Annotated in this window: 15 protein-coding genes; 6 read left to right on the top strand and 9 right to left on the bottom strand. The window is 68.5% G+C overall.

What is annotated here, in order from left to right; all coding sequences use genetic code 11:
- Positions 1 to 140: 140 nt before the first annotated feature.
- Complete coding sequence (locus tag HHX35_RS35390; protein WP_182902977.1) at positions 141 to 779, bottom strand: hypothetical protein; 639 nt, start codon at positions 777 to 779, stop codon at positions 141 to 143.
- Between the two features lie 476 nt (positions 780 to 1,255).
- On the opposite strand from HHX35_RS35390, the gene HHX35_RS35395 reads away from it, so the two are divergent.
- Entirely contained in the window at positions 1,256 to 2,167 is a 912-nt protein-coding gene (locus tag HHX35_RS35395; protein ID WP_182902978.1) for a hypothetical protein, read from the top strand.
- 419 nt (positions 2,168 to 2,586) lie between these two features.
- Positions 2,587 to 3,204: a GNAT family N-acetyltransferase gene (locus HHX35_RS35400; RefSeq protein ID WP_310739519.1), complete on the top strand. Its 618-nt coding sequence runs from the start codon at positions 2,587 to 2,589 to the stop codon at positions 3,202 to 3,204.
- Between the two features lie 482 nt (positions 3,205 to 3,686).
- On the opposite strand, the gene HHX35_RS35405 is transcribed toward HHX35_RS35400, so the two are convergent.
- Together HHX35_RS35405 and HHX35_RS35410 are read right to left on the bottom strand one after the other, a co-directional pair.
- Entirely contained in the window at positions 3,687 to 4,067 is a 381-nt protein-coding gene (locus HHX35_RS35405) for a YccF domain-containing protein (protein WP_182902980.1), read from the bottom strand.
- A gap of 192 nt (positions 4,068 to 4,259) precedes the next feature.
- Positions 4,260 to 4,481 carry a hypothetical protein gene (locus tag HHX35_RS35410; protein WP_182902981.1) on the bottom strand — a complete coding sequence of 74 codons (222 nt, stop codon included), beginning with the start codon at positions 4,479 to 4,481 and terminating at the stop codon, positions 4,260 to 4,262.
- Positions 4,482 to 4,637: 156 nt separating this feature from the next.
- On the opposite strand from HHX35_RS35410, the gene HHX35_RS35415 reads away from it, so the two are divergent.
- On the top strand, positions 4,638 to 5,048 hold the full coding sequence (locus HHX35_RS35415; protein WP_182902982.1) for a VOC family protein: 411 nt from the start codon (positions 4,638 to 4,640) through the stop codon (positions 5,046 to 5,048).
- 700 nt (positions 5,049 to 5,748) lie between these two features.
- Here the strand turns inward: HHX35_RS35415 and HHX35_RS35420 are convergent.
- From HHX35_RS35420 to HHX35_RS35430, 3 genes are all read right to left on the bottom strand, one after another.
- A complete protein-coding gene (locus tag HHX35_RS35420; protein WP_182902983.1) occupies positions 5,749 to 6,222 on the bottom strand; it encodes an N-acetyltransferase in 474 nt (157 codons plus the stop codon).
- Positions 6,223 to 6,300: 78 nt separating this feature from the next.
- On the bottom strand, positions 6,301 to 6,504 hold the full coding sequence (locus HHX35_RS35425) for a hypothetical protein (RefSeq protein WP_182902984.1): 204 nt from the start codon (positions 6,502 to 6,504) through the stop codon (positions 6,301 to 6,303).
- A 376-nt stretch (positions 6,505 to 6,880) separates the two neighbouring features.
- Entirely contained in the window at positions 6,881 to 7,531 is a 651-nt protein-coding gene (locus tag HHX35_RS35430; protein ID WP_182902985.1) for a response regulator transcription factor, read from the bottom strand.
- Positions 7,532 to 7,691: 160 nt separating this feature from the next.
- On the opposite strand from HHX35_RS35430, the gene HHX35_RS35435 reads away from it, so the two are divergent.
- Complete coding sequence (locus tag HHX35_RS35435; protein WP_182902986.1) at positions 7,692 to 9,524, top strand: C39 family peptidase; 1,833 nt, start codon at positions 7,692 to 7,694, stop codon at positions 9,522 to 9,524.
- A 107-nt stretch (positions 9,525 to 9,631) separates the two neighbouring features.
- Here the strand turns inward: HHX35_RS35435 and HHX35_RS35440 are convergent, their stop codons facing one another.
- Positions 9,632 to 10,834, bottom strand: a complete 1,203-nt coding sequence (locus HHX35_RS35440) for a sensor histidine kinase (protein ID WP_182902987.1) — start codon at positions 10,832 to 10,834, stop codon at positions 9,632 to 9,634.
- 73 nt (positions 10,835 to 10,907) lie between these two features.
- Between HHX35_RS35440 and HHX35_RS35445 the strand changes: the two genes are divergently transcribed.
- Both HHX35_RS35445 and HHX35_RS35450 read left to right on the top strand, forming a co-directional pair.
- Entirely contained in the window at positions 10,908 to 11,528 is a 621-nt protein-coding gene (locus HHX35_RS35445) for a hypothetical protein (RefSeq protein ID WP_182902988.1), read from the top strand.
- Positions 11,529 to 11,758: 230 nt separating this feature from the next.
- A complete protein-coding gene (locus tag HHX35_RS35450; RefSeq protein ID WP_182902989.1) occupies positions 11,759 to 14,869 on the top strand; it encodes a BTAD domain-containing putative transcriptional regulator in 3,111 nt (1,036 codons plus the stop codon).
- A 6-nt stretch (positions 14,870 to 14,875) separates the two neighbouring features.
- On the opposite strand, the gene HHX35_RS35455 is transcribed toward HHX35_RS35450, so the two are convergent.
- The gene (locus tag HHX35_RS35455; protein WP_182902990.1) at positions 14,876 to 15,724 is read right to left on the bottom strand and encodes an ABC transporter permease; all 849 of its coding nucleotides are present in this window, start codon (positions 15,722 to 15,724) and stop codon (positions 14,876 to 14,878) included.
- On the bottom strand, positions 15,721 to 16,704 hold the full coding sequence (locus HHX35_RS35460) for an ATP-binding cassette domain-containing protein (RefSeq protein ID WP_182902991.1): 984 nt from the start codon (positions 16,702 to 16,704) through the stop codon (positions 15,721 to 15,723). The genes HHX35_RS35455 and HHX35_RS35460 overlap by 4 nt, the downstream gene beginning before the upstream one ends.
- Positions 16,705 to 16,810: the final 106 nt, after the last annotated feature.

A 16,810-nucleotide genomic window follows, 5' to 3' on the forward strand; every position in this document is an offset into this window, starting at 1 on the left:
AACGTTCTTCCAGGTCAGAAAGCAAGATCTTGAAAGGCTTCCCAAGCTGACAGCGCGGGTTCGATTCCCGTCACCCGCTCCACATACGAAGGCCCAGGTCAACGTACGGCCTTGCACATGACCGTGCCTCATACGTCTCCTCACTTCGACCGGTGAGAATGCCTTTGTCGAGCGCTCAGGCCAAGGTCACCGATGGCAGCCGCAGTGTGGAGGCCCGTGCCCGCGCATTGCCATACTGGAGTTCCCTCCACCAAGGCGGCGTGTAAGCCAAGCCGGTGCTCGGGACAGGTCGGCCATACTCCCCAGATGTGTTCCATGATGTCGTTCTGAACCGCGTCTGCGATCTCCACAAGCGCGACGCCGGCGTCTCTACCGCTGCTCAGCCAGATGGGAGGGCCGCCATAACCTCCGCAGCACCCCACCCGCGCGCAGCCGCTGTCATCCCAGTCCGGAAGCGTGATCTCCAGCACCGCATCGATACCTGAGGCGCGGACATCGCCTTGCACGACCTTCACTGCTGTCTCCAGCGTGGCCCACAGGCGATCGAAGCCAGTCGCCGTAAGCAGTTCCCGCCCGAGCTGAGCCACTTCCTCGGAGGTCAACTCCGCTGTCGGGCGTTCCAGGATCTCTCTCACCGGAGGGCGGCCTACATCGAGTTCCTCCATCAGGCACGCAAGCTCGACCACCGACTCCGCACCAAGGTCGCCCTCACGCAGCCCCCGGTAGATCTGGGCAGCAAACCGCCCGGCGTCGTTTACGTCCTGGTAGATGGAGTACACGTCAGAAATTGTCTCCCTGCTCGACTTGAATGACCAACGCGAGCCCAGGGAGGTAAGCGGCCAGACCACAGCCTTGATCACGTGCCAGATGCATGCCAGGACAGGTGGAGATCTGCGGTCGCTGATGGGTACTCACAGTCGCTCGGCCAGCCCTGACCTGCACCCCTGTTTTCCCAGCTCAGCACGGCAAGATCAGTAGCCTATTCCCAAGCTGACAGCGCGGGTTCGATTCCCGTCACCCGCTCCACACACGAAAGTCCAGGTCATCCCTGAAGGGACGGGGCTGGTCAAGTAGCCGCTCCGCCTGTCTTTGTGTCGGTTGAACCAGCGAGACAACCCTTGCAGGTCACCCAGGACTGAGCGTGCCGCCTGGGGACGATCCATGCCGCTGGAATTCTTCGCAACGTGATGGTGACCCCACCGAGACAACCGCAACGGACGATCGAGTCGTGATTGGATTGAAGACGGTCCTGGCAATGTCACTGGTCGTCTCACTGCCAAAGGTCGAAACCGTGCCATCGGTCACGCCGGTCGTCCGGGCCGGCCACTCGCTCGCTTCCGTCAGGAGTGCCGTCGAGCAGCAGTTCGCGAACCGGAGCGGCGTGCACGTATCCACGAAAGCGCGGGACAGGTCATTCTGGGTCGGTCTTACGGAAATCACCACCACCAAGGGTGTCTACCGGTTCGCACGCTCGGGGATATCCCGCTCCGACATCACGGAGGTCAGCAAGCTCACTTTCGGTACGAGCAGCATGCGCCTGATCACCATCGGCAGGGACAATTACGTGCAGGTCAGCGCGACCGCGTCCATTCCACCAGGAAAGAAGTGGGTTCACTCGCGGGATGCGCGTCTTCCGCGGACGAACGCGCTCGTCGAGGGTCTCAACCCAGGGTTCCTCCAACTGGTCGCCCCGGGTGCCGATTCCGGCACCTCCGGCGGAAGGGTGGACGGCGTGCCGACCATCCTGTACGCCGGTGTTGTCACAGTGCCGGAGCTTCGGCCGAGTAAAGCGGGCATCCTGTTCGGACTCAAGAAAGGGTCAGAGCCCGGAGGGCGAATCAGGTGGAGGCTATGGGTCGGCCCCGACAATCTGCCGCGGCGCTTCACCGCCTCCTTAACCTGGGACGCCCTTGAGGCGGAGAACGTGCGCACGATGAACTGGACCAGCTTCTACAGGCACTGGGGAGACCGCGTCGAGATCGAAGCTCCACCCAGGCGCCTGTGGGTCGAGGAGAACAGGCATCCGCCCTGTCAACGGCCGGGTGCGTGTCGCCCTCAGGGCGCGAGAGCACTGAGAGACATCGTGATCAGCGCGAACGCCGACGAGGCGGCGGCGTCAAGCCGAGCGCAGCAGCCTCAGCCGCGTGCCCGTTGCGTGCCCGTCTGAACGTCGCCAGCCCCGCGGATCCGGCATGGGTTGCGCGGGATGATGTGATCCTCGTCGGCCGCCGTCATCAGCACGGCCCGAAGCAGCCGGTAAGCCCTGGCCTCCACCGACACGAGACACCGTTACCGAGCAGGTCGGCCCGCCACCGCCGAATTATCGCGATCAAGGGCGGCGCTCCGCGCCGCCGGCGCGGCCCTGCGCTCGGCCGCCCGCTGCGCGTGCGGCCTGGGGGCCGTTCTCGCGGGCGCCCGTGCTCGGGCCGCGCTGAACGTCGAGAGAAGGCCTGACCCGAAGCCAATGGAATGTCAAGGGCAGCGCGAGAGGGGGCTGGATCTCGATGCACGCAGAAAGTACGTCGGCCGAACCAGATCTATCGCGCCAGGACAGACGCCTGTCACGATCGCGATCGCGTCTCGTCCGTGGTTGAGAACAGCAGGATCGAAGAAGCCGAGCAAACAGCAGGACCAGCGAAAGACCTGGGGCGCTCCCCACGCGTTACTTTGCGTCGGATCAGCAGTTTCGATCAAGATGAGTTTCTCGAACGGGTCCATGCCAGCGTCGACCTGCACCAGCCGAGGATGTCCCTGCCCGCGACACCGGAGGCGTTCCAAACGTTCCTTGGCCGATTCGATGAGGGACAATCCGCCGAAGGCTTACTGGTCTGTCTGCGCGACACGGGTGCCATCGCGGGCAACGTCAACATCAACAGCATCATTCGCGGACGCTTCCAAAGCGGCTCGCTGGGCTACGCGGCCTTCGCGCCCTACGCTAGTCAGGGAAACATGTCAGAAGGTCTTGGCCTGGTGCTGCGTCATGCGTTTGAGGAGCTACGGTTGCACCGGCTGGAAGCGCAGATCCGGCCCGATAACCAGGCGTCCATCAAACTGGTCCAACGCCACGGCTTCCGCTACGAGGGTTACTCACCGGATCTGCTTTTCATTGACGGCGCCTGGCGAGGTCACGAACGATGGGCCATCACCAACGACATGATCGGCATCGTTCCCAGCGCCCCGCATCCAACACTGCCCAACCGTTGAGACCTCTCGCCGGCCGGTTCAGAGGCTGAAACGATGTCAGTGTTGGGTTTGCTGGAGGGCGCCGTCGTAGGTACCGGCCTTACGATCGCTCCATCCTGGTTGCCCGCCGTAGATGGCTGAGTGCGATCGACGGGCCAGGCTTCGTGCCTCAGGCCCCCTGCCCAACGGAGCGCCGCGGGCACTTCGGGTTGCAGTACGGGACCGTCCAGGACAGTTGAAGACGGACCGAGAAGGCCCGCTGACCCTGCATTGCTGTTCTGAACGATGATCGGCCGAGCTTTTAATCCGGAAGGCCAGGAGGACCTCGCCTGCCCGGGGACTCGAAACTGATCTCCACGATGTCCTAATAGCCGTCAAAGTGGGCGCCCGGATCCCGATACCGTGAGTCCGTCAGCGACAATTTCGGCTATTCGGCAGGTCGGTCGTTCCCGGGCACGGGACGCGCTTGATCCCCGAGAAAACCCACTTGTCGTCACGGGTCACTATCCGCGGCTTACGGGAACGACGTCCTTGCCCAGCGGCATCAGAGAGATCGGGATCATTTTGAGGTTCGCGATCCCCAGCGGGATGCCGATGATCGAGATGAACAGCGGAATCGCGGTGGCGATGTGCCCGATCGCCAACCAGATCCCGGCGACGAGCAGCCAAATGACGTTGCCGAGCACCGACCACGCGCCGGCGGACGGCTTGTCGGCGACGGTCCGGCCGAACGGCCACAGCGCGTAGCCCGCGATCCGGAACGACGCGATGCCGAACGGGATGGTGACGATGAGGACGCAGCAGATGATCCCCGCCACGACGTACCCTAATGCGAGCCACAGGCCGGCGAAGATCAGCCAGATGACATTAAGGACAGTCTTCATAGTGCTCACTGTCCCACCCGGCCAACTCAACGGCCACCGCGACCGGATGCCGCACCATCACGTGGACCAGCCCGCCGAACAGGCGGGACAGCCAGATCACGAGGTGACGATGGCGGGGTCAGCATGACGGCCGGGCGGAAGACCACGGCGGTGTCTGGGTGGTGGAGACGTCCCAGCGGCCCCGCTCGTGAGTCAAGCCGCCGAGTCGGCGGCCTGGGCGTGTTCGGCGTATGTGCGCTCGCAGTCGGCCGGGTACCGCGCGGCGGCGTTGAAGATCTCCCGCGCGATGTCCAGGTCGTCCGCGGGGACCGATCCGGCCCCGGTGGTCGAGACCGTCACGTCCGCCTCGTCGGACTCCAGGACCAGGTACGGCCGCCCGGACTCCAGCACCCGAGCCCGCGCCCTAGTGATCAAGGCGACGGCGCTCCGCGCCGCCGCACGCAGCGCTCGCCGTACCAAGCCTCACCCGCCGGCCAGGAACGCGCTGCGGCCGCCCCACCGCTGCGTCCACAGAGAGGACAGCTGGGGCACAGCCCCTAGGCGTCCTTGATCTTGTGACAGGATCGCGGGATGCTGCGACTCACCGATTTCATCATCGACTGCCCGGACACGATGAAGCTGGCGGCCTTCTACTCCGAGGTGACGGGTCGCCCGATCAAGGAAGGCAGCCACGAGAACTGGGCCGGCATCAAGTTCGGTGAGATCGAGCTGGCCTTCATCCGGGTGGACGACTACCGCGCTCCGCAGTGGCCCGACAGCGAGCACCCCAAGCAGTTCCACCTCGACTTCGAAGTGGACGAGATCGAGTCCGAGCAGCGCCGCGTCCTCGACCTCGGTGCGTCGCTGCAGCAGGACTTCATCGGCCCCAACGGCTACGGCTGGCGGGTTTACACCGACCCGATCGGCCACCCCTTCTGCCTGTGCCGCAACAAGGGCGTCATCTGGACCGACCAGGGCCCGATCTGGCCAAATCGCGAATAGGGCCTGTCTCGAAGCCACCTGCCCTACTGCGCGACGACTTTGAGACAAGCCCTAGCGAGGGGCGATCGCGGTCCGGGACTTCGTTCCTCAACCCCGGCCCATCGAGCTCAACCCGGACGGAAACGTCCGCTCTTGAGGTTTCTCGACTATCGCTTGCTGAGCGCCTTGCGGAGCTGAGCCGCCTGCTGCGCTCGGACCTCGAAGGACACCTCGATCTTGTCCGGGTCTGGGAGGGTGAATCCGTCATCGGGGGAACGCGGGATCACATGAACGTGGAGATGAGAAAGCGTCTGGCCTGGGATGTTGTCGTTCTGCAGAACCATGCTCCCAGGTGCTCCGAACGCTTCCCGCGGTCACTTGGCCGACCACATCGAACAGCTCAGCCAAAAGATCGCGAGGGGCAGTGTGGAGACTCGTCACATGAGCAGTCGGAAGCACGAGACAGTGACCAAGGTTCTTTGCTCGCTGCCAAGGGACGGGCAGGACGAAGACGTTGGCGGTGCGGTAGGCGACGAGCTCCCCGTCTACGTCACCGGCGCCAATGAGACAAAAGGGGCATGGGCTCACCGGACCTGCTCCGAAGACGGCGGCTCGGGAGAACTCTCAACCATCGCGGGAGCCGGCGTGAGGAGAACCCGTATAAGAGACCGGCGGCGAGCAGCGAACGACTGGTGATCGTGCCGTCTTGTCAACTCTGGTCTCAGGAGAAGCTCGCCAGATCCAATACCCCGACCGTCTGACCCCCGCTCTCCTCACCTGTGAGCTGGAACCCGAGCTTCCGATAGAAGCCCTCGGGCCCGCCCTCTCCCGGCTCCCACGTGACATACATCTGCGTGCCGCCACGACGCCTCACTTCGGCGGCCACCGATTCGACGGCGAAGCGACCGACTCCGCGCCCCTGCGCGTCAGGCACCACATTGAGCCGCCACAAGCCGGACCGGAAGTCAACGCCCTTTCCGTCCCAGTCGATATCCAGGAAGGCCATGAGGAAGCCCACGGGACGGTCGCCGTCGAAGATGAGGCGTGGCCAAGCCACCTCCCGATGCACGTAAGCCTCGGCCAGCGACTTCACCACAGGCGAGACGTAGCGTTCTTGGTCGGGGCGGACCTTTACAGCAATAGCCGTCTCGACGTTGGCAGGCGTAATAGGCACAAGGCGGAATTCCTCAGTCACAGGAGAACCCTAAGGGCTATTCACATAGTGCCCCGCGAATGCGATCCCGATCTTCGCGGCGTGCAGGGCCAACCTGCCCTACAGCGGCCTCGGACGGCGGACGCGGCCGAGAGGGCGTACGGCGAGGGTCAAGGCGCCGCAGTGGATCGGGGGGACCACCTCCGACGTGTCGCGCAGTAGCGCGTACACGATGCCGAGGAGCAGCGCGGCGAGAGGGGAGAGCAGGGACCGCCGCACAGCCGCCTCGCCCACGCTCCACCGGATGACCAGGGAGGCGAGCACGTACCGCCGCCGGGACGGCGGCGAATGCGATCGCTCCCGGCAGATCGAACTCCGCGAGACGCCACAGCACGCATGCGACGACTTTGAGGAGTGGCTGCTCGCCCTGCCCCGGCTGAGCTACCGGCCGCGCCACCACCGCGGACGCAAAGGTGAACGGCGAGGGTGTGCGAGGCCGACTACGCGGCGTTGTCCGATGCCGCCCGGCGTTTCTGTGCCCGGTCCTCGCGACCGGGCACAGGAGTACGGTCAAGGCCGTCATCGCCGGTTTGCCGGCCGACTCCCATGTGGTGCCTTCGCACCACCTCCTTTGAGGGGTGCGTCGCATGATGGCTCCGGTCCGGGAGGCGGCGGCGCGGCGAGACCGGGGCGGGGCCTCCTAAAGATCGTCACCGAAACGCTGGAGCGCCGACCGGGTCAGGTCGGCCTTGTTGCCCGCGTGCAGCTTCGCGCGGATGCGCTCGACGTGGGAGTCGACGGTGGCCTTGCTGATCCCCATCCGACGGGCGATCTGACTGTGGGTCTGCCCACGCGCGATCCAGCGCAGGGTCTCCTCCTCGCGGGGTGACAGCGGAACCGGCGCCTGCCCCCGCGCGGCTTCCCCCGCCTCCTCGGGAGCCTCGGCAAGCGCGGCGAGGTCGGCGAGCAGCGCGTCAGCCAGGTGGGGAGACAACGCGAACCCGCCGGCGGCGACGGTCGTCACGGCGGCCAACATCAGCGGGCCGCTCGCGTCCTTCGTGACGTATCCCCTGGCCCCCGCACGGATGCAGGCCAGCACGTCCCCGGGACGGCGCGAGGCCGACATGACCAGGACCGGCACCACCGGGCTCAGGGTGGCCACGGCCTCGATGGCCGGCCCCTCCTCCACCAGGTACAGGTCGTGGACCACCACATCGAACCGGTCGAGCGGCGGCAGCAGACCGGTGTCGGCCACGGACGCCGCGACCTGGACGCCCTCGGCGCCCGCGAGCATATGTTCCACCCCGTGTCGTGCCACCGGGTGATCGTCGACGATCCCAACGCGAATCATGCATTGATATTGGGGCTTATCGCCTGACCTGTCGATGGTTTGTACGCATAACCCCGCTTGTCAAGAGTGCATCTCTCCTCGGCGTTTTTGGGAAATTCCGCGCCGCCCTCTCGAACAGGACGCTTGAGCCATCCCACCCGACGTCCTGACGGAGGAAATCATGACCAGGCGACCCACCAACCGGATTCTCGCGGCCGGCGCGCTTGCGAGCATCGCCGTGCTGACGCCGTCCCTGCCGGCGATGGCGGACCAGACCCCCGCACCCACGTCCGCCTCACCGGACACCACCTCGCCCGGCGCCCTGTCCACCCGCCTCGCCGGCCGCCAGTACGAGGTGCTGGTCGACGGCGTCGTGAAGGCCCGATTCCCGGTCACCGACCTCGCCAACACGGTGGAGGCCGCCCTGAGCCCGGACGGGGCGCGGGCCACGGTCATCCCCGACTTCGACAGCCACCGCGGCAGCGGCCTGTCGGTGCTCGACGTCGCCACGGGCTCCACCCGGCAGCTGCTGTCCGCCCCGGTCACCTCGGCCGTGTTCGGGCCGGGGGACAGGCTCGCCTCGGCCGAGGATCAGACCACGTCCGGCGCAATCCGCGTGGGCACGGCCACGGACGCCGGGCCCGTGGTGGCCACCGTTCCCGGCCGAGACGTGCGCGTCCTCGGCTGGACCGCGGACGGGGCCTCGCTGTTCGTCGTCACCCGGCCGGAGAAGGCGGACGTCTTCTACGCCGAGTCGCTCATGCGGCTCGACCTCGCCACGGGGCAGGTGTCACCGGTGCTGAAGAGCGACATCGCCGCACACAAGATCTACTCGCGCTTCCGCCTGCCGCTGGTGAACGGCGAGCAGCGGGTGAGCTATGTGTCCACGGACGCGAAGGACATGTGCGCGGGCACCAGCGAGCTGGACCTCGCCAGCACGACGGGCGAGCGGCTGCGGCGGTTCGGCACCGACCGCACCCTGCACTACCGCGACGGGCTGTGGAGCGAGGACGGCGCAACGGTGACGTACGAGGCGCAGTCCTGCCCCGACCCGAAGGCCGGCAAGAAGGCGTCGGAGGCCCGCTCGGCGGCGGTGAACGGCATCTGGACGGCCGACGTCGCCGGCGGCGGGCGCACCCGGCTGGTGGACGGCATCTCCGCCGCGTACCAGATGAGGAGCCTGCGCGGTGGCAGGCTGGCCCTCGGCTCTCCCAGGGACGGGGTCCGCATGGTCGACGCGTCCGCCTCGACGTCGCCGGGCCCGCTGTCGGCCGCCACGCTGAACTCGGCGTTCGCCGAGGGAGCCGCCAAGGTCACGCTCGCCGACAGGGCCAAGGTCATGCCGGCCGCCAAGACCGGCACGACGAAGGGAGCGGCGGCCCCCGCGACCGCGCTCAGCGCGAACGCCGTCCACATGCCGCTGTCGAGCGTGTACATCCACCAGCTCTGGGACACCGAGGACGCCTTCAACGGCAACTGGGCCTGCGCGCCGACCTCGGCCGTGATGGCGTTGGCCGGATACCAGCTCAAGAACCAGTTCCCCGTCAACGTGAGCGTCCCGTATGCCCACACCTCGCCCTACGGCGGTTACATCACCCGGGAGTTCACCTCGCCTGACGGGAAGACGAGGTTCAACTACACGGCACCCGACGCCAACGGCAACTGGTGGCCTGGCGCCTACGGCTGGGTGGTGGGCGACGACGGCTACGGATACCTGAGCTATCTGCTGACGTTCCTGCAGCGGAACGGGGCGTACCCGCACCAGCCGGCGGCGGGGGTGAACCTCCAGGCCTGGGTCCGCGGCGAGATCGACAAGGGCTACTTCGTGATCGCGGGCGGCACCTACCAGTTGGGCGGCAGCGGCCACTACGCCGTGATCGTCGGCTACGACGACAACGGCAACTTCCTGGTCAACGACCCATACGGCAAGTACGCCTCCGGCAACTACGACCCCGGGCACCCGTACACGTACAGCTGGAGCTTCATGAGCCCCTCGGTCCTCGTCGCCACCTGACCGCCACGAGGCGTCGCGCCGCGGGCCGGAATTCGGTCCGCGGCGCGCCTGTCATGACGACTCCCGCATGTCTCCCCGGACGGCGAGTGCGACCACATGCTGTGGTGTCACTTCTGAACGGCGGTTGCGGCCCGCGGGGCGGGGACCTGCACGGGGACGACCAGTTCGACGTACGTCCCCGCCTGGGGGGCGCTCTCCACGGCCACCGCGCCGCCGACCTCCTCCAGGCGCTGCCGGACCGACCGGGCAAGCCCGGTGCCGCCGCGCCGCTCGTCCGGCTGGAACCCCACTCCGTCGTCGGCCACGCTCACCAGCAGGGCGCCGTCCTCGAACCCCGCGCTGACGACCGCCGCGCTGACCCCGGAGTGCTTGCGCACGTTGGTCAGCAGTTCGCGCACCGCGCCGGCGACCGCGGCCACGACCTCCGGCGCCACCTGCCGGCAGAGATCTCGCCTGCCGCGCAGCCGGGCGTCGGTCAGGTCGACGTGCAGGCCTCGCCGGGTGTGTTCGGACACCACCTGGTGCAGCGCGCCCACGATGTCGTCCGTCTGCTCGGCCGCGCCGCCTTCCACCACGGTCCGCAGCCATCGGGTCTCGGCGCGAAGCTGCTCGCCGAGCCGCGTCGAGTCGAGTTCCCCACTGCTGACCAGGATCTCCATCGTCTGGAGCACCCGATCGTGCAGCATACGGCTGTACCGGTTCGCCTCTCTGTCACGGGCCAGTTCCTCCGCCCTGGCCAGCGCGACCGCCCAGCCCTCGTCCGCGACCCGGCCCGAACGCCTCAGCTCCCGCGCGAGCAGCCAGGCCATCGCGCTGTTGACGAAGTAGCTGAGAGTGTTGGGCACCTCGTTGAACCCGGACCCCCCGATGAACGCGAACTGGGCGACGAGATAGGCCGCCGCGAGAGCGCCGGTGGCCGCCAGCATGGGGATCGGCCGGACAAGGGCGACACCGACGCCCACCGCGGCCAGCAGCGAGAAGGGGTACATGTAGTAAGCCCACGTGTGGTTGCCCTCCGGCGCGAGCAGTGGCCCGCCGGCCAGCAGGCCCGCGCAGCAGAACGCGACATCGAGCAGCACGGCGGGAACGGGCATCGCCCTCCTGCGTATGAACCACATGGTTATCGCGGCGGCCTCGGCCACCAGCAGCAGCGCCAACCCGACCGCCCCCCAGGGCAGCCTGTAGTGGCCGAACGCCGTCAGCAGCGCAGGAGGGAGCTGGACCAGACCGCCCACGCGGAACAGCACGAACGCCGTCAGCAGGACACGTTCCGCGCGCGCCGAGTTGTCGGCGGCCTCACCCGCCCTCATCGGCATCCCTCTCTTGAACCTAGGTTCTTCACCTGACATGACCCACCGGAGATCGACGTTCATCGTGAGGGACATGGACACCTGCCGATCGGCGGCCCGCGCCGCCACCGTCTGCCTCAGCGCGCTCGCGACGTCCGCCGTCCTGATGACCGCTCCCCTGCCGCCCGCTCAGGCCCTGGGCCCCGGCCAGGCCTGCGTGTTCCTCCAGCCCGACGGGGCGCCTGTCCCCCTGCTCGGCAACGTGGGCCACATCGGATGGGGCTTCGCCGTCGCCGGCACCGACCAGTGGATCTACGGCTCGACCGAGAACCCCAACGGGGATTACCAGATCTACGCGCCCGCCTTCAACGGCGCGTGGAAGGCCCAGGGGGACTTCGCGAGAATGCTGAACGACTTCACCACCCAGCCGCACTTCCCCGCGACGGCGAAGCAACCCGTTCCCGCCCATCGATACACGACGTACAAGTGCGTGAAGACTGCCGGCAGCGCGGTCGGCGCGGCGACCACGGCCGCGAACGGGAACGCCACAGCGGGCTATACCGGCATCGGCAACAATTGCCTCGACGCCTCGATCAGGGTGCTGAACGCGTACGGCGTGCCGGGCCTGCCGCCGGCCGTCTTCTACCCCTATCCCAACAACTGGGTCAACGCGCTCGGCGCAGGGTGGTCGACCGGACGGCTCGCCGCCCCCTGAGCCTCGCCGGGCCCCGTCGGCCACACCACGAGATTCGTCAAGGGCCGTACGGAGGGACTCGCCCGGCACGGTCTCCTCCAGCGGTCGGGAGCTCGGCGACAGGTCCTTGCGCCGCCATTATGACCCGATCCGTACCAGAACGCGGCGCGGTTGGGACACGCCCAGGCAGATCGCCTTCACCTCGAAGGTGAGAAACGGGTGGAATGCTCGTCGCAGCCTAGACTTGCGCCATGCCGATCGACCTGAGCCTGCTCGACGGTGTGCGGTGGCGAGGGCAGCCGGTGGTCGGCGAGAGGGCTCAGGCGCTGCTCGCCGCCCTCGCGCTCGCCTGCCGGACCGTGAACGCGGACCAGCTCGTCGCGGAAGTGTGGGGGGACAGCGAACCGGCCAATCCGGCGAAGGCGCTGCAGGTCCTGGTGTCCAGGACCAGGTCGGTCGTGGGGTCGGAGGCGCTGGTCACCGATGGGGGCGGCTACCGGCTCGAGCTTCCGCCCGACCGGGTCGACGCCGGCCGGCTGCACGGTCTGTCGGGCCGCGCACGGGCGCTGCTCGCCGAGGATCCGGCCGCGGCGGCCGCGGCGGCGGAGGAGGCGCTCGCGCTGGGCATCGGGACGTTGCCGCCCGAGGGCGGCGGCCCGCTGGCCGAGGTGCGCCGACGTGCGGAACGCGACCTGGCGTCCGCGCGGGTCGTGCTCGCCCGGGCCCGTAGCCGGAGTGGTGACCACGGCCTCGCCCTGCCCGAGCTCGTGGAGGCCGTGCGGATCCACCCCGAGGACGAAGGGCTGCTCGCCGACCTCCTGCACAGCGAGGCGGCGGTGCGCGGAACGGGCGCCGCGCTGGACCGCTTCGAGCGCTACCGCTCGGACCTGCGCGACCGGATCGGCGCCGACGTCGGCCCGGAGCTGCGACGCATCCATCGTGAGCTGCTTGCGCTCGACAGCCCCGTACGCGCCGGCGTGCGGTTCGACACGACCCCGCTGCTCGGCCGGGACGACGACCTCCGGCGGGTGCGGGCGCTGCTCGCCACCTCACGGGTGGTCTCGATCCTCGGTCCTGGCGGGCTCGGCAAGACCCGGCTCGCCCATGCCGTCGCCCGCGAGGCCCCACAGCCGGTGGTGCACTTCGTCGAGCTGGTCGGCGTGACCGCACCCGAGGACCTGGTCGGCGAGGTCGGGTCCGCGCTCGGCGTCCGCGACTCGGTGACAGGGCGCCGCACGCTCACGCCGCAGCAGCGCGCCGACATCAGGGCACGGATCGCCCAGCAGCTCGATCTGGCCCCGACGCTGCTGGTGCTCGACAACTGCGAGCATCTGGTGGAGGCGGTCGCCGACCTGGTCGCCTATATGACCGCGACCACACGGGAGCTGCGCGTCCTCACCACGACCCGCTCGCCGCTGGCGATCGCCGCCGAACGCGTCTATCCGCTGCCCCAGCTGGGAACCGGTGACGCCGTCGAGCTGTTCCGCGACCGCGCGACCGCGGCCCGGCCCGGTGTGCACCTCGACGAGGGTGACGTACGCGCCGTCGTTACCCGCTTGGACGGCCTGCCGCTCGCGATCGAACTGGCCGCCGCCAAGGTGAGGGTGATGTCACCGGCCGAGATCGCCCGGCGGCTGGAGGACAGGTTCGCGCTGCTGCGCGGCGGCGATCGGAGCGCCCCCTTCCGGCACCAGACGCTGCTGGCGGTGATCGACTGGTCCTGGAACCTTCTCGGCGAGCGGGAGCGCCGGGCCCTCCGCCGCCTCTCGGCCTTCCCGGACGGCTTCACCCTGGAGGCGGCGGAGGAGGTGCTCGGCGACGGCGCTCTCGGCGACGTCGAGGAGCTCGTGGAGCAGTCCCTGCTCACCGTCGTGGAGACAGCCGACGGCGTCCGGTATCGCATGCTCGAGACGGTGCGCGAGTTCGGCCGTATGCGGCTGGAAGCGGCCGGTGAGACCGCCGACGCGCGGGCGGCCGTACGGGCCTGGGCCGTCGGCCACGCCCACCGGCACGGCGGCCAGCTGTACTCGCCGGAGCAGGTCGACGCGGTGGACCGGCTGCGTTCTGAGGAGACGAACCTCGCCGACATCCTGCGCGAGGCCCTCGCCGACCCCGACCCGGAGACGGTCGTGGTGCTGTTCTCCGCTCTGGGCGCCTACTGGACGATCTGCGGGGACCACACGCGCACCGTCGTCCTCACTCCGGCCGTCGCCGCCGCCCTGAGCGACTGGGCGCCTCCGCCCCGGCTCCTCGACCGGACCCGGCTGGCCCTGAGCATCGCGCTGTTCACCACCAGCGTCATCTCCCTCGAAGAGACCGGGACACTGACGCGGCTGCTGTCCGGGCTGGGCGCCGACTCGGCGAACCCGGCCGTACGGGCGCTGGTGACCGCGCTGCTCATCATGGTGTCGGAACGCGAGAGCGGCCTGGAAGAGCTGGCCGCCGATCCCGACCCACTGACTCGCCGGATCGCGCTGCACTGGCTGAGCCACGGCCTGGAGAACATCGGCGACCCGGTCGGCGCCATCGAAGCGGCCCGGGCCGCCCTCGAACTCGTCGGCGACGACGGCGGTCCGTGGCACCGGGCGGTGCTGCACACCCAGCTCGCCGGCCTCTACGCGCACCTCGATGACTCCGCGTCGGCCTCCCGGCATGCCACCGAGGCGCTCCCCGTGCTCGAACGCCTCGGGGCGGTGGAAGACGCCGTCCAGATCCGCGCCACCCTCGCCATGGCGGCGCTCGCCGAGGGCCGTCGCGACGAGGCCGCGAGGATGCTCGACGACCTGGAGACGCTCGCCTCCCAGGGGACCTACGGCGAGGTCCTGGCGGTCGCCGCCGGCAGAGCCCAGTTGGCCCTCGTCGACGGCGACATCGCCGAGGGACTGCGGCGGCACCGCGAGACGGCCGAGGTGCTCCGGAACCTGCGCATGCCGGGCGCGCCGGGCGGTTCCACGATGTGGGCCATCGTCGGCGAGGTCGTCGCGGTCTCGGCGTTCGCGGAGTACGGCGGGGGCGACGACGGCGCGGACCTCTTCGAGTCGCTGCGGGCCAAGGTTCTGATCGCGTTCGATTCGGACAGCGCCTTCAGGGACTACCCGCTGGTGGGGATGGTGCTCGCCGCGATGGGCATCTGGGGCCTGCGCAAGGGGGCGCTGCCCGCCGAGGAGGCGATCCGGCTGCTCGTGCTCGCCAACCGGTTCGCCTACAACCGGTTCGTCCCGACGATGCGGTGGTCGGTGCTGTCCGCGCACGCCGAACGGATCGCCCCCGGCGTCATGTCCCGTATCGAGGCCGAATACGGCGAACGACGCGGCCCCGACCTGCTGGCCGAGGCCCGTAACGTCCTGGAGCGGGTGCTCTGACACCCGCTACATCTTGCGGGAGTACGAGCGGACCGCCAGTGGAGCGAAGATCACGACGACGACCACGCAGCCGATGACCGCCCAGCCGACCTCGGCCGTCACGGCCCCGTCGTTGAACAGGTCGCGCACCGCGGAGACGACGTGTGACACCGGGTTGACCTTCACGAACGCCTCCAGCCAGCCGGGTAGCGTCTCGGCGGGGACGAAGGCGTTGGACAGGAAGGTGAGCGGGAACATGATCATCATCGAGATCCCCTGGACGCTCTGCGCCGTACGCGCCATCGTGCCCAGCCAGGTGAAGATCCACGCCAGCGACCAGCCCGCGAACACGGTGAGTGCGACGCCGCCGATGCAGCCGAGCACGCCGCCGCCGGGGCGGTAACCGATGACCAGGCCGGTGACGAGCGTCAGCACCGACGCGATGCCATAACGGATCAGATCGGCGATCATCGGGCCGGCCAGGGGAGCGATCCTCGCGATCGGGAGGGACTTGAAGCGGTCGAAGACCCCCTTGTCCATGTCCTCGCGCAACTGCACGCCTGTCGCCATGCATACGGTCAGGGCCGTCTGGGCGAGGATGCCGGGGATCAGCACCGGGAGGTAGTTCGACACGCTGCCGGAGATCGCGCCTCCGAAGATGAACGCGAACATGGCCGTGAACAGCAAGGGCTGGATGAGGACGTCGAAGAACTGCTCTGGCTTGCGGCGCATCTTCTTCAGGGCTCGCCATGCCATCGCCAGGATCTGGACCCAGGTTGCCTGCAGCGAGCTGCGGGACGTGGTGCGGGCGACCACGGCGGACGGGTCGACGCGCTGGGAGCCGCGGGAGGCCGGGGTTAGGGTGCTCGTGGTCATCGGGCCGCCTCCATCTGGGGCTTCATCTGGGATTCGTCGTCGGCGCCGTGGCCGGTCAGCGCCAGGAAGACCTCGTCCAGCGTCGGCTTGGCGACGCTCACCGAGGAGATGCCGAGGCCTGCCTCTCGCAGGCCGATCAGGACGTCCGCGGCCCGGTCGGGGTCGGGAAGGGGGATGTTCATTCGTCCTGATTCCGGGGTCAGGACCGGCTCCTCACCCAGCAGCCGGCGTACGACGTCCGCGGCCAGGGCGGTGTCGGAGCCGTCCGCGAGTCTGAGCTGCAGGGTCGAGTCGCCGACCTGGGTCTTCAGGGCGTCGGGGATGTCCTCGGCGACCTTCCGGCCTCGGTCGATCACGGCGATGCGATCGGCCAGTTGGTCGGCCTCGTCCAGGTATTGGGTGGTCAGGAGGATCGTGGAGCCGTCGGTGACCAGCTCGCGGATGGTGTCCCACATCTGGCCTCGGGTTCTCGGGTCGAGGCCGGTCGTGGGCTCGTCCAGGAAGATCAGGGGTGGGCGGGTGATCAGGCTCGACGCCAGGTCCAGGCGGCGGCGCATGCCGCCGCTGAACTGGGACAGGGGACGCTCGGCCGCCTCCTGGAGGTCGAAGCGTTCGAGCAGGTCACCGGCGATGCTCTTGGCTCGGGTGCTCGTCAGGCCCTGCAGGCGGGCGAACAGCCAGAGGTTCTCCCGGGCGGTCAGGTCCTCGTCCACCGAGGCGTACTGGCCGGTGACGCCTACCAGCTGCCGGATGCGGTGGGGTTCCCGCCGGACGTCGACGCCGAAGATCTCCGCATGGCCGCCGTCGATCGGGAGCAGGGTCGCGAGCATCCGGAGCATCGTGGTCTTACCCGCTCCGTTCGGGCCCAGGACCCCGAAGATCTCGCCTTGCCGTACGTGAAGGTCGATGCCGTCCACGGCCCGGAAGTCCCCGAAGTTCTTGACCAGACTGTCGGCCCGGACGGCACTGAGGTCCGCCATGACGCGTCTCCTCTCTCCGCCGGGTACCTCCCGGCGTCCGAGAAGAGCTTCCGCGTGGCCGGCTTCATCGCGGCTTCACGCCGGTTTCACCTCTGACCTGGCGGTT

Origin of the sequence: Microbispora sp. H10830 (assembly GCF_014161375.1) — a bacterium.
GTDB classification, from domain to species: domain Bacteria; phylum Actinomycetota; class Actinomycetes; order Streptosporangiales; family Streptosporangiaceae; genus Microbispora; species Microbispora catharanthi.

Bases quoted from the DNA above. Each gene is read 5' to 3' on its own strand.
- HHX35_RS35395 (WP_182902978.1), top strand. From the start codon at position 1,256: ATGTCACTGGTCGTCTCACTGCCAAAGGTCGAAACCGTGCCATCGGTC.
- HHX35_RS35405 (WP_182902980.1), bottom strand. From the start codon at position 4,067: ATGAAGACTGTCCTTAATGTCATCTGGCTGATCTTCGCCGGCCTGTGG.
- HHX35_RS35415 (WP_182902982.1), top strand. From the start codon at position 4,638: ATGCTGCGACTCACCGATTTCATCATCGACTGCCCGGACACGATGAAG.
- HHX35_RS35430 (WP_182902985.1), bottom strand. From the start codon at position 7,531: ATGATTCGCGTTGGGATCGTCGACGATCACCCGGTGGCACGACACGGG.
- HHX35_RS35435 (WP_182902986.1), top strand. From the start codon at position 7,692: ATGACCAGGCGACCCACCAACCGGATTCTCGCGGCCGGCGCGCTTGCG.
- HHX35_RS35440 (WP_182902987.1), bottom strand. From the start codon at position 10,834: ATGAGGGCGGGTGAGGCCGCCGACAACTCGGCGCGCGCGGAACGTGTC.
- HHX35_RS35445 (WP_182902988.1), top strand. From the start codon at position 10,908: ATGGACACCTGCCGATCGGCGGCCCGCGCCGCCACCGTCTGCCTCAGC.
- HHX35_RS35450 (WP_182902989.1), top strand. From the start codon at position 11,759: ATGCCGATCGACCTGAGCCTGCTCGACGGTGTGCGGTGGCGAGGGCAG.
- HHX35_RS35455 (WP_182902990.1), bottom strand. From the start codon at position 15,724: ATGACCACGAGCACCCTAACCCCGGCCTCCCGCGGCTCCCAGCGCGTC.
- HHX35_RS35460 (WP_182902991.1), bottom strand. From the start codon at position 16,704: ATGGCGGACCTCAGTGCCGTCCGGGCCGACAGTCTGGTCAAGAACTTC.